The organism is Pseudarthrobacter sp. TE3704, from assembly GCF_056279405.1.
The window spans coordinates 132,516-144,872 of sequence record NZ_JBWCCJ010000003.1 but is presented as its reverse complement, the minus strand read 5'-3'; the positions used below and the strand labels follow the sequence as shown (position 1 = coordinate 144,872).

Below are 12,357 nucleotides of genomic sequence, written 5' to 3'. Positions count from 1 at the left end.
CATGACGGAAACACCAGCCCCCCGCGGCTTCAGCACCACGGCACTCGACCTGCCGGGCTGGAAGCACGTCTACTCGGGCAAAGTGAGGGACCTCTACGAACCGGCCGACGAGTCCATCCAGGAGCGGATTGGCCAGGAATGCGTCCTGGTGGTCGCCAGCGACCGCATCAGCGCCTACGACCATGTGCTGGCCAGCGAGATTCCGGACAAGGGACGCATCCTCACGCAGCTGAGCCTCTGGTGGTTCGACCAGTTGGACGTGGAACACCATGTGCTGGCCTCCACCGTGGAGGACGGGGTCCCGGCCGAGGTTGAGGGCCGTGCCATGATCTGCAAGAAGCTGGACATGTTCCCGGTGGAATGCATCGCACGCGGCTACCTCACCGGCTCCGGCCTGCAGGAATACAAGGCGTCCGGAACCGTGTGCAGCATCCCGCTGCCCGAGGGCCTGGTTGACGGTTCGCGGCTGGAGCAGGCCATCTTCACGCCGTCGGCAAAAGCCGAAGTGGGCGAACACGACGAGAACATCACCTACGATGCCGTGGCAGCCATAGTGGGCGACGATATTGCCGGCCGGATCAAGGAGCTGACGCTTAAGATCTACACGACGGCCGAAAACATTGCGCGGCAGCGCGGCATCATCCTCGCCGATACCAAGGTGGAGTTCGGCTACGACGCCGTCTCCGGCTCAATTACCCTCGGCGACGAGGTGCTGACACCGGATTCCTCACGGTTCTGGGATGCCGCCACCTACCAGCCGGGCCAGGCGCAGCCGTCCTACGACAAGCAGTATGTCCGGGACTGGCTGACATCGGCAGAATCGGGCTGGGACAGGTCCTCTGATACGCCGCCACCGGCGCTGCCTGCTGAGGTTGTTGAGCGTACCCGCAGCCGCTACGTCGAGGCCTACGAGAAAATCACCGGGAAAACCTTCGCCTGACGGAGCCCCAGCTGCTCCCGTCGAACGGCGTTGTAGCTAGCTGGCCTTCGCGGCTGCTGCCGCGCGCTTTTGGGCCAGTTTTATTTCCAGGACCGCGTCCAGTGCCTGCTGGACGCGGTCCCCGGCGCCGGCTGCGCTGAAGGCTTTCTGCGCTTCCTGCAGGTGCACCAGGGCTTCCTCCGGCTCACCTGCTGCCTTGAGGGACTTGCCCAGGAGGAGTGAAACTTCACCCGCGGTGTGCTTGGCGAGGGCGCTGCGTTCAGCGTGGATCTCGCGCAGCTTCTCGACGGCGGCAACGATGTCCCCGGTCAGGTACAGCCACCTGGCGCGGATGAAGGCAACTTCCAGTGCGTCGCCCTTAGTGCCGCTGACGATCGAAAAAGCGAGTTCAGCACGCTCGATGGCAGAGAGCGTTTCCGGTTCCACGATGCCTGCCGTCAGCCTCACAGTGGCCGAAGCCTTGTTGAACCGGGCCCACAATTCAATGTCGTTCGCCGGCGACAGCAGCTTGGCTGCACGCTCATGGTGTTTGACGCCTTCCGCATAGTCGTGCCGGATGAAGGCGACATTTCCGATAACCCAGGCTACTTCACCGGCCAGCTGCGACATGGACGCTTCATCCACTTTGTCACTCATGATCTCGCAGTAGCGCCAAGCGTCATCCAGCCGTCCGCTTTCCGCCAGGGCTGCTATCAGGGCACGGAGGGCACCCACGATGATTGTGGAATTTCCGGGAAGCTGTTCCGAAATTTGCACTGCTTCCAGGGCCTGGTCCACTGCGAGTGACAGCTTGCCTTGACGTTGGAAAACCGTGGCCAGCATTTGGCGGGCCCGGACACCCAGTCCTGCGGACTCCCTTGCCATGGGGTGTTCCAGCAGACGTTCCACGATCTGCTGGCATTCCTGCAGGTCATCGTGTTTCAGCAGGCATTCTGCCTGCATGTACGTCATGTTCCACCAGGCGCTGGTGTTGCGGCCTTCGAGGGCGATCTGTGCAGCCGTAGCAGCATGGCTTGCAGCCAGCGGATAGTCACGAAGGTCCCAAGCCTGGCGGGCGTAGAGGCCTGCCAGGACATATTCGGCATCGCTGACTGAAATGGGTTGGCTCCAGGCTTCCAGCGCTTTGGGTGCCAGATCCAGGCGACGGGCGAGTTCCTCGATGACCTCGGCTGTCGGCTCCCGACGTCCGGTTTCGAGAAGCGAGATGTAGCTGGGGGAATAAAGGTCCTTGCCTAGCTCGGCCTGAGTTAGTCCACGTTCCAGTCGTTCCGCACGGAGCTTCTCCCCGAATCCATTGCCCACGGCACTCCTCCTCTTCTGGTCCTGATGGGGACGATTCCTTTCACAAGGCTTGACAAGCCCTGTGGAAAACATTTTACAATGTATGTCAACAAGGGCTGTGCTGGCTTAGTAACGAATCCGACTCGCATTAAGGAACTCACATGTTCAAAAAGATTGCCGCCGCGGCTGTCTTGGCTGGGGCTTTGGCGTTCTCCGCGGTGGCTCCGGCCACCCTGTCCGCAGGTTCCATTTCCGACACCTCGGGTATCTCGTCAGCAACAGGTATTTGGCCCGATCCCATGTCCTCCAAGCAGGGCAAGGACAAGAAGAGCAGCGACACCACCTACACCACGTACACGGGAATCTGGCCCGACCCGATGTAAAGCACCCTTAAACAGGAGGCGTGAAAATAACCCCGGAGCTTCTGCTCCGGGGTTATTTTTGGTCAAAGGGCCAGTCACGGTGCTGGACCGAGACCAAAGCGAGACACAAAAGAGGGCCTCCGCAGGGAGACCCTCTTTTCGTTATGGTCGGGATGACAGGATTTGAACCTGCGACCTCTTCGTCCCGAACGAAGCGCGCTACCAAGCTGCGCTACATCCCGATCCGCTGCGAAAGCAACTTTACAAGGATAGCCGATCCCGGGTCCCGATGTGAAATCCTGGCCGCAGCCACTCGCATCAGCGGCGCCGGCGTCGCGCCACCGGCTCCTTGGGCAGCCGTTCGGCGAGGCCGGGGAGGGACGCGGAGCGGCCGCGCTCGACGTGGGCGGTGGCCAGTGCGGAAGCGAGCGCCACCTGGCCGGAGGTGATGGCGAGGACCAGTTCCTCGTGTTCCCGCCACATGGCCCGGGTGTCCCGCTCGTGTGTCAGCCGGAACAGCCAGCGGACCCGCCCGTTCATTAGGCTGGTCATGCGCCGGAGCAGGTGGTGGTCAGCCAGCAGGACGATCTGTTCATGGAGGTCGGAGTTGCGGCCGGACGATTCCTCGCCGGGTGTCCCGCTGCGCGCATACTCCAGGGCCTCAAGCAGTGGGGAAGCATCGGCTCCGGCAGCCACCTTCCTGGCGGCGCAGGCAGCGGCCAACGGCTCCAGCTGCATGCGAAGGTCGAACACTTCCTCGGCGTCCCGCAGGGTGAAAGTATGGACCACTGCCCCGCGCCGGGGAGCGGTGGTGATGAAGCCTTCAGCCTCGAGCAGGGGCAGGGCCTCGCGCAGCGGGATCCGGGATACCTCGAATTCCGCGGCGAGCTCGCGTTCATTTAGCCGCCCGCCCTGCGGGAGTTCGCCCGAGATGATCCGCTCGCGCAGGACCTCGGCCACCTTTTCGGACAGCGGGCCGCGCGGCAGCAGCGGGCTGGGTGACTCCATGGGTGCTCCTTGGACAGGCAGGTTTCTCATAGCCTAACCGGGGGCCTGCATGTCTGCCTGCGCGTGACCTGCAGGCTCAGACCAGCGAATCCTTCCAGGCGCCGTGCAGGTCGGCGAAGCGGCCGCCGCCGCCGATAAGGTCTGCGGGGCTGCCGTCCTCCACGATACGACCGTCGTGGACCACCAGGACCCGGTCCGCGGTCTCCACGGTGGACAGCCGGTGGGCGATGATCAGCGCAGTCCTGCCGGCGGTATCGGTGCCGGCGAGCAGGCGGGCCAGCCCGCTCTGCACCAGCCGCTCCGAGGGTATATCCAGGGAGGAGGTGGCCTCGTCCAGTATCAACACGGCCGGGCGGGCCAGGAAGGCCCTGGCAAAGCTGATGAGCTGCCGCTGGCCTGAGGACACCCGGCCGCCGCGCTTGTTCACGTCGGTGTCATAGCCCTCGGGAAGTTCCAGGATGAATTCGTGGGCACCCACCGCCTTGGCGGCTTCCTCGATTTCGGCGCGGGACGCCTCCGGGCGTCCAAGGGCGATGTTGTCCGCCACTGAGCCGCTGAACAGGAACGCTTCCTGGGTGACCATCACGATGTTCCGCCGGAGGTCCGTGGTGTTGAGGTTCCGGAGGTCCACGCCATCAAGGGTGAGCGAACCGGATGTCACATCGTAGAAGCGGGCAATGAGCTTGGCCAGCGTGGACTTGCCGGCACCCGTCTGGCCCACCAGTGCCACGGTCTGGCCAGCCGGAATGTGCAGGTTCAGGGTGGGGACGACGACTGGCCCGTCGCCGTAGCGGAACTCCACGCCACGGAAGTCGATTTCTCCCCGGGCGCTCTTCAACGCAACAGGGTTCTTCGGCGGCCGCACCGTGGGAACCTCCTCGAGGAGGCCGGAGACTTTTTCAAGGGCGGCCTGGGCGCTCTGGAAGGAGTTGTAGAACATGGCCATCTGGTCCACCGGCTGGAAGAAGCGCTTGGTGGAAAGCATCAGTGCCAGCAGCACACCCACCGCCAGGTCCCCGGTGAGCACCCGGAAGCCGCCGAACAGCAGCACCACGGCCACGCACACGTTGCCGGTCAGGACCAGCCCGGGCTGGAAGATGCCGTTGAGGTTGATGGACCGGACGGTCACCTGCCGGTATTCCTCGGCCAGCTGCCCGTAGGTTTCCGCGTTTTCCTTCTCCTTGCGGAACGCCTTGACGGCGCGGATGCCGGTCATGGTCTCCACAAAATGCACGATCAGCCGGGCGGACACCACCCGGGATTCCCGGAAGACAATCTGGGAGTGCTTCTGGTACCAGCGGGCCAGGAAGAACATGGGAACGCCGGCGGCCAGGACCAGCAGCCCGCTGCGCCAGTCCAGGGCGAAAACGGTGACGGCCGTGAAGATCATGAACAGCAGGCCCGATGCCAGCGAACTCACGCCCGAGTCAAGGAGCTCACGAAGGGCTTCAAGGTCGGAGGTCTGCCGGGCGATGATCCGCCCAGACGTGTATTTTTCGTGGAATTCCAGGCTGAGCCGCTGCGTATGGCGGAATACCCTGACCCGGAGGTCCAGCAGCATGGACTGGCTGAGCCTGGCGGTGGACGTGACATAGAGGGCCGTGAGCCCCGCCGTCGCGATGGCTGCCAGGAGGTAGGCGACGCCGGTGAAGACCAGCGGAAGGTTGTCCCCGGCCTGCAGCGCCGGCAGGGCGTGGTCGATGCCGAAGGCGATGAGCGCCGGCCCGGCAACACGCGCGGCCTGGGAGAGGACCACCATGGCGATGGTCAGCCAGAACCGCACCCGTACGGGACGGATGAGGGAGCGCAGCAAGGCGAGCGACCGCCGTCGTACTGCCCTGCTGTCGCTTTTGCTGAGGTGGGCGTTGTCTTCATTGGCCGTGCCGAACGTTGCCGTGCTCATCGGGTGACTTCCTCTGTCTGGTCCTCAAGCGCCGACAGTTCGGAGTCCAGGTCCCGGGGTTCCCGGTCCAGGCTGGCGATGACGTAGCGGTAATGGTGGTTGCTTGCCAGCAGTTCCGTATGGGTTCCGACGGCGGTGATCCGGCCTTCCTCAAGCAGCGCCACCCTGTCGGCGAGGGCCACGGTGGACGGCCGGTGGGCCACGATGAGGGTGGTGGTGTCCTTCAGCACTTCCCTCAGGCGGGTCTCCACGAGTTCCTCGGTGTGGACGTCCAGGGCGGACAGGGGATCGTCCAGGACCAGGACCCGCGGGCGGGCCGCGATGGCACGTGCCAGGGCGATCCGCTGCCGCTGCCCGCCGGAAAGGCTGAGCCCTTCCTCGCCGATCAGGGTGTCCACACCCTCTGGCAGCGAGTAGGCGAAGTGCGCCTGTGCCACGTCGAGTGCTTCTTCCAGCACGTCGTCACTCCGTTCGCGGGCGCCCAGCAGGACGTTGTCGCGTACCGAACTGGAAAACAGCGTGGTGTCCTCGAAGGCCACGCCCACGATCTGCCGGAGTTCCTCCACGTCGAAGTCCCGCAGGTCCACGCCGTCGATGGTGATGGCACCTTCGGTCACGTCATAGAGCCGGGGCACCAGCTGGATCAGGGCGCTCTTGCCGCTGCCCGTGATGCCCACCAGGGCCATGGTCTCGCCGGGCCGGACGTCAAGGGTGATGTCCTTCAGGATGGGCTTGTCCGGTGCATCGTCGAACGCGAAGGAGGCGTTGCGGAACGTCAGGGAGCCAGCCAGCCGGGCGGGACGCCGCGGGGCCGGGGGACTGGTGATGGTGTTTTCCGAGTCCATCACCTCGTAGTGGCGGTCGACGGCGGTCTTGGCGGTGAGTGCCATGGCCAGCAGCATCCCGGAGAATTCCACGGGGGAGGCCATCACGGCCGCGGTGGCGAAGAACGCCACCAGGGCGCCGATGTCCAGCTGGCCGCTGGCGCAGAGCATAACGCCGACCACCAGGCCGGCGCCGAGGGCGAGCTCGGGCAGGAGCGTGACCACCAGGGTGAACATGGCCTGGTGGCGGGCCTTTTCAATCTCGGTCTGCCGCAGTTCCTCGGCCTGTTCGTTGAAGTTTTCCAGCGCCTCCCTGCTCCGGCCGAAGGCCTTCAGGACGCGGATGCCGTGGACGGATTCCTCCACCGTGGTGGCAAGGTCGCCGGCCTGGTCCTGGCTGCGGCGGGCAACCTTGCTGAAGCGGGTACGGAAGCGGAAACTGTACGCCATGATGGGCACGGCAGCGGCCAGGAAGATGAGGGCCAGCTGCCAGCTCATGGCAAACATGACGGAGATGCCGATGATGACGGTGAGGGTGGTGACCACCAGCATGATGGCGCCGAAGGCCATCCAGCGGCGCAGGAAGTTCAGGTCCGTCATGGCGCGGGAGAGCAGCTGGCCGGAGCCCCAGCGGTCGTGGAAGGAGACCGTGAGGTCCTGCAAATGGCCGTAAAGTGACACCCGCATCCGGGTTTCCACCGTTGTGGCGGGATTGATCACGAACTGCCGGCGCAGGGCGACGAGTCCGGCTTCGGCCACGCCCAGGACCAGGATGATGCCCGCGGAGATCCAGACCGCCTCGGTGGCGCCGCCGGACTTCAGCGATTCATTGACCAGGACCCGCAACACCTGGGGGATGGCGAGGGCAACAACGCTGGCCAGGAGCGCGCACAGCAGCCCAAGCAGGAGCCGGGGAATGATGGGGCGGACATGGGGGTAGATACGGCTGATGGATCTGAAGAATGGAGTTTGCTTGGCCATGCCCGCTTCTCAAGCTCTAAATCGAATGTAGTTTCCCGTAGCAACTACCCTATGCCATGGGGTGAGACGATTCACAGGGATCGAACCGGGTTTGGGTGCTTGCCCACTTATTGCAGTCCGTAATTGTCCTGCGGCCCGGCGCTAGCTGGGGGAGGTGAGGGTCAGCAGGACAGCTTCGGGCTTGCAGGCGATCCTTACCGGGGCGAAGCGGGAGGTGCCGATGCCGCCCGAGACGTTCACCGGCGTCGTGCGTCCGTTGTTCTGCCAATCATTCAGGCCTTTGGCGCGCCATGTGGGGAGGTCGCAGTTGGATACGAGGGCACCGTAACCCGGGATGCACAACTGGCCGCCGTGCGTATGACCGGCGAGCAGTAGGTCCGCCCCGTTCTCGGTGAAGTGGTCCAGCACCCGCTGATAGGGCGCGTGGATGACGGCCACCTTGAGGTGGTCGTTGGAGTCCTGGTTGATGGTTCCGCGGGGCCACCCTGCATAGCGCTCACGGTTCAGGTGCGGATCATCCACCCCGGAAAAATCGAAACGCATGCCGTTCAGGACCAGCGACTGGTGGCGGTTGGTCAGGTCAACCCAGCCGCCCATCCCGAATCCCGAACGCAGCCGCGGCCAGTCCAGCGGGACGGGCTTTGGCTTCACCTTCGACGGGCCAAGCAGGTAGGTGGCAGGGTTCTTCAGGCTCGGCGCGAAGTAGTCGTTGGAGCCGGGGACAAAAACGCCCGGAAACTCCAGCAGCGGGCGGAGAGCGGCCAGGAGGGGATCCACCGCCTGGGCGTGGCTGAGGTTGTCTCCGGTGTTCACCACCAGGTCCGGTTCCAGGCCGGCCAAAGACTCCAGCCAGGCCGCCTTTTTCTTCTGGCCGGGTACGAAGTGGATGTCGCTCAGGTGAAGGATCCGGAACGGATTCCGGCCGGGAGGCAGGATGTCCAGGGTCTCTTCCCGGAGGACAAACTGGTTCTTTTCCCAGAGCCCGTAGCCGAATGCGGCCATACCGGCGGCTGTACCGGCTCCTGCGGTGACGGCAAAGCCGCGCCCGACGGTGCGGACGCGGCTGGCCAAGGTGGTCATGGTCATCGGCGGCTAGCCGTTCCCGTTTCCGTTGCCGTTCCCGTTGCTGCTGGGCTCAGGGGCGGGCTGCGTGGCGGCCGGTGAGGAGGGTGCCGGCGCCTGGGTGGCCTGGGGAGCCGTGGTGGCGGGTGTGGTGTTCCGCGTGGTTCCGCCGCCGCCCAGCAAGTTGCTCGGCGGTGCCGGGAACGGCTCGGTACCGTACGCCGGGGCAATCCGGGTCATGAAGTTCGAGAACATGGGCCCGGCGATCATGTAACCATCGATCCCCTGGTAGAACTTGCCGTTGACGGTGACGTTCTGGCCTGGCCGCTGTTGGGAGCCCAGGGCGTCACCGAACCAGGCAGCGGTTGCCAGGCCGGTGGTGTGGCCAACAACCCAGGTGGAGCCGTTGTTGTTGGACGTACCGGTCTTGGCGCCGATGGGGAAGCTGGTGCGGGTGGAGATCCTGGGCTGGATCAGCGAGCCGGAGCCGCGGTTCAGCGTCTCCTGCAGCGCGTAGTTGACGCCGCGGGCCACCTCGGGCTTGATCGCATCCCGGCAGTTGGTGGACTGGGCGGGCAGGGTTGCCCCGGTCTGGTCCGTCACCGACGTGATGGCAATGGGCTCGCAGTACTTTCCGTCATTGGCGAACGTGGCGAAGGCGCTCGCCATGGTCAGCGGTGCGGTCTGCGTGGAGCCCAGCAGGTTTGCCAGCGTGGACATGTTGATCTTCGGGTTCGGGTCGCCGTCAGCCGGGAGGCCGCCATGCAGGCCCACAGCGTCCACGATCTTCTGGATGCCGCAGAAGTCCAGCTGGGCCGCGGACGCAAAGGTCACGGTGTTGATGGAGTTGTAAAGGCCTTCAAGGACGGACAGGGGCCGGTACCACTGCGGCTCTGCGTTCTGCAGGTCGTCAGCGGCGCCGAGGCCCTTCTCGGCCGTGTTGTAAGCGCCCGTCACCACGCCGCAGGAGTTGCGCCAGCGGAAGTTCAGCGGGTACTTGCGCTGCGCGGCGTTGACCACGGTGTTCATGGACTTGCCCTCATTGAGCCACTGGGCGAACGTGAACGGCTTCATGGTGGAGCCCGGCTGTGCGCCGCCCAGTCCGTTGAGGTCGTTGCCGTCCTTGTCCAGCTTGTCCACGTTGAAGTTCACCTGCGAGTCGAAGGAGCCTTCGGCCGGCAGGAAGGTGGTGTTCTGGGCCATCGAGACGATCTTGCCCGAGTTGGGCTGTACGGAGACCATGGCCGCGCCCCATTTGTCCGGGTTGGCGCCGGCGGAGGCGTTGACCTGCTCTTGGGCAGCAGCCTGGGCGCTCGGGTCAAGCGTTGTGGTGATGGTCAGGCCGCCGCCGTAGATGAGGCGCTTGCGCTCATCCAGTTCCGCGCCGTAGGCGGGGTTGTTCTCCAGGAGGTGGAGCACATAGTCACAGAAGTACGGGGCGGTGGAAGCGTATGCGCAGCCCTGCTTGGGCTGCGTCACCTTGGTTTCGACGGGGGTGGCAACCGCGGCGTCGTAGTCCGCCTGGGTGATCTTGCCCTGGTCCCGCATGAGTCCGAGCACCAGGTCGCGGCGCTGCTTGGAGCTCTCCGGGTTGTTGATGGGGTCGAATGCGGACGGGCTGTTGACCAGGCCGGCGAGCAGCGCAGCCTGGGGGAGGGTCAGGTCCTTGGAGGAGGTGCTGAAGAAGAACCTGGAGGCGGTTTCGATGCCATAGGCGTCACGGTTGAAGAACACGATGTTCAGGTAGCCCTCAAGGATCTGCTCCTTGCTGAACTCCTTCTCCAGGGCGATGGCCAGCTTCATCTCGCGGAGCTTGTCGCCCACGCCCTTGTTGACGCCGTTGAGCTTGATCTGGTCCTCGTTGCCCTCGGCGGCGAGGTTGGCGTTGAGGACGTTGTTCACGTACTGCTGCGTGATGGTGGAGGCGCCCTGCCGGTTGCCGCGCGCGGTGCTCACCAGTGCACGGAGGATACCCGTGGTGTCCACACCGCCGTGGTCATAGAAACGGCTGTCCTCGACGGCGATGACAGCCTCTTTCACGAACGGCGAAATCTGGTCCAGGGCAACCTTGGTGCGGTTCTCCGTGTAGACGCTGGCGATCTCGCTTCCGTCAGCCGCCAGGATCCTGGTGGTCTGGTTGGGCGGATCAACCTTCAGCTCGGCCGGAAGTGTGTCGAAGAACTCGATGGAACCGCTTGCTGCGCTGCCCGAAACGGCGGCCGCCGGGACCAGCAGGCCAGCTACCAGGACACCACAAATCGCACTCACGCCAAGGAAAACGAGGATCTTTCCGAGGGTGGTGGCAGTATCGAATAAGGGGTTCTTACGAGTCGCCATGTTTTCCACTTTACCGGCAAGGACTAGTCTTTCTCTCATGACCAAATGGGAGTACGCGACGATTCCGCTCATTATTCACGCCACAAAGCAGATCCTGGACCAGTGGGGAGAGGACGGCTGGGAGCTCGTCCAGGTTGTCCCCGGCCCTGATGGAAACGGCCTGGTTGCCTACCTTAAGAGGGAGAAGCAGTAGTAATGAGCACGCCCGCAGAAGCCCAGTCCGGCACAGCCGCAGCCCCCGTTTCCGCTGTTGAGCAGCGCCTCGCCGAACTCGGAATCACCCTTCCCGAGGTGGCTGCCCCGGTGGCCTCCTACGTCCCGGCGGTGATCTCCGGCAACCATGTCTACACCTCCGGGCAGCTGCCTTTTATTAACGGCAAACTCGAAGCTACCGGCAAGGTCTCGGCGGGCAGTGAGGCCTTCGCCGACGAGCCCACTGTTTCCCCGGAAGACGCCCAGCGCTACGCCGCCGTGTGCGCCGTCAACGCATTGGCCGCCGTCAAGAGCGTGATCGGGGACCTGGACCGCATCACCCGCATCGTCAAGGTAGTGGGCTTCGTCTCGTCGGAGGCGTCCTTCACCGGCCAGCCCGCCGTCATCAACGGCGCCTCCGAACTGCTGGGACGCGTCCTTGGCGACGCAGGCCAGCACGCCCGTTCCGCCGTCGGCGTTGCTGTCCTTCCGCTCGACTCTCCTGTGGAAGTCGAACTGATCGCCGAATTCAGCTAAGGCCGGTCGCTTCCCTTGCCTCAACTCGCCCGACGCCTTTTTGCACTTCCCCAGGATCTCGAAGGGGCAGCGCACAGCTGGCTTGAACACGGCGAACGGACCCCGCGGGCTGCGCGCCTCGCGTCCTCCGTGGTCCTGCTGCGGGATTCCCCCACGGGCCTGGAAACCTGGCTGGCCTACCGGCCCGGTTCCTCGCCGCTGGGGGTTCTTGCGTTCCCGGGCGGCTCGCTTGACGCCGCCGACGACGACCCCATCGGCTGGCTGGGCCCGTCCCCGCAGCATTGGGCTGAGCAGATGGGAACGGACGACGTTGGGCTGGCGCGGCGCCACGTGGTGGGCGCCATCCGGGAACTCTTCGAAGAAACGGGCGTGCTGCTGGCGGGGCCGGACATGTCCAGTACCGTCGAAGCCACATCCACGGCTGACTGGATGCGTGCCCGCATCGCCGTCGCCGAACAGGAGAAGACGCTCGCGCAGGTCCTGGAAAAGCGGGGCCTCCTGCTCCGGACCGACCTGCTGAAGTCCCTGGTCAACTGGCGCAGCCCGGACTTCGCGCACCGCAGGTTCGACACCCGCTACTTCGCGGCCACCGTGCCGCTGAGCCAGGAGCCCACCCTTCTGGAAGGCAAGGGCGTCTGGGGCAGGTGGGTGAACGCCGCCAGGATCATCGAAGACCGTGATAGCACCGCGTTGGGCGATGAAGTGGGCCAGGAGAACACGGTGCGCAGGACCCTCGGCGAGCTCCTGGTGCCGGGCTCCGAGATCATGCTTGAAAAGATGGCCTCGGCCAACGGCTGCATCGCCTACCTGAGCTACAAGCGCAAAGCCCACGTGTACCAGCCCAGCCTTGTCCAGGAGGACGGCAGGCTCCTCCTGGAGGTGGAGGCCGCGAAGACCACGCCCGGCGATCCCCAACGCGAACGCTAGGTC

11 protein-coding genes and 1 tRNA gene are annotated in these 12,357 nt (G+C 64.8%); 5 read left to right on the top strand and 7 right to left on the bottom strand.

The features are described 5' to 3' along the window. The first annotated feature begins 1 nt into the window (after position 1). Positions 2–940 (top strand): phosphoribosylaminoimidazolesuccinocarboxamide synthase, encoded by a 939-nt coding sequence (locus ACZ9BC_RS08385; protein ID WP_476245524.1) that lies wholly within the window; start codon positions 2–4, stop codon positions 938–940. A 36-nt stretch (positions 941–976) separates the two neighbouring features. On the opposite strand, the gene ACZ9BC_RS08380 is transcribed toward ACZ9BC_RS08385, so the two are convergent. Beyond that, positions 977–2,242 carry a helix-turn-helix domain-containing protein gene (locus ACZ9BC_RS08380; protein ID WP_476245523.1) on the bottom strand — a complete coding sequence of 422 codons (1,266 nt, stop codon included), beginning with the start codon at positions 2,240–2,242 and terminating at the stop codon, positions 977–979. Between the two features lie 140 nt (positions 2,243–2,382). Between ACZ9BC_RS08380 and ACZ9BC_RS08375 the strand changes: the two genes are divergently transcribed. After that, on the top strand, positions 2,383–2,604 hold the full coding sequence (locus ACZ9BC_RS08375; RefSeq protein WP_476245522.1) for a hypothetical protein: 222 nt from the start codon (positions 2,383–2,385) through the stop codon (positions 2,602–2,604). A gap of 144 nt (positions 2,605–2,748) precedes the next feature. Here ACZ9BC_RS08375 and ACZ9BC_RS08370 read toward each other — a convergent pair. From ACZ9BC_RS08370 to ACZ9BC_RS08345, 6 genes are all read right to left on the bottom strand, one after another. Beyond that, a tRNA-Pro gene (locus ACZ9BC_RS08370) sits at positions 2,749–2,825 on the bottom strand. A 76-nt stretch (positions 2,826–2,901) separates the two neighbouring features. Then, positions 2,902–3,591: a GntR family transcriptional regulator gene (locus tag ACZ9BC_RS08365; protein WP_476245521.1), complete on the bottom strand. Its 690-nt coding sequence runs from the start codon at positions 3,589–3,591 to the stop codon at positions 2,902–2,904. Between the two features lie 76 nt (positions 3,592–3,667). Next, complete coding sequence (locus ACZ9BC_RS08360) at positions 3,668–5,494, bottom strand: ABC transporter ATP-binding protein (RefSeq protein ID WP_476245520.1); 1,827 nt, start codon at positions 5,492–5,494, stop codon at positions 3,668–3,670. Next, the gene (locus ACZ9BC_RS08355; RefSeq protein WP_476245519.1) at positions 5,491–7,299 is read right to left on the bottom strand and encodes an ABC transporter ATP-binding protein; all 1,809 of its coding nucleotides are present in this window, start codon (positions 7,297–7,299) and stop codon (positions 5,491–5,493) included. Before ACZ9BC_RS08355 ends, ACZ9BC_RS08360 begins: the two co-directional genes overlap by 4 nt. Positions 7,300–7,440: 141 nt before the next feature. Further along, positions 7,441–8,385, bottom strand: coding sequence for a metallophosphoesterase (locus tag ACZ9BC_RS08350; protein WP_476245518.1), 945 nt, complete (start codon positions 8,383–8,385; stop codon positions 7,441–7,443). A gap of 6 nt (positions 8,386–8,391) precedes the next feature. After that, complete coding sequence (locus ACZ9BC_RS08345) at positions 8,392–10,698, bottom strand: transglycosylase domain-containing protein (protein ID WP_476245517.1); 2,307 nt, start codon at positions 10,696–10,698, stop codon at positions 8,392–8,394. 37 nt (positions 10,699–10,735) lie between these two features. Between ACZ9BC_RS08345 and ACZ9BC_RS08340 the strand changes: the two genes are divergently transcribed. From ACZ9BC_RS08340 to ACZ9BC_RS08330, 3 genes are read left to right on the top strand one after another with little or no spacing between them, the layout of a single operon-like run. After that, a complete protein-coding gene (locus tag ACZ9BC_RS08340; RefSeq protein ID WP_009359196.1) occupies positions 10,736–10,891 on the top strand; it encodes a DUF4177 domain-containing protein in 156 nt (51 codons plus the stop codon). 2 nt (positions 10,892–10,893) lie between these two features. Beyond that, a complete protein-coding gene (locus tag ACZ9BC_RS08335) occupies positions 10,894–11,427 on the top strand; it encodes a RidA family protein (RefSeq protein ID WP_476245516.1) in 534 nt (177 codons plus the stop codon). Positions 11,428–11,442: 15 nt separating this feature from the next. Continuing rightward, the gene (locus tag ACZ9BC_RS08330; protein WP_476245515.1) at positions 11,443–12,354 is read left to right on the top strand and encodes an NUDIX hydrolase; all 912 of its coding nucleotides are present in this window, start codon (positions 11,443–11,445) and stop codon (positions 12,352–12,354) included. The last annotated feature ends 3 nt before the right edge of the window (positions 12,355–12,357 follow it).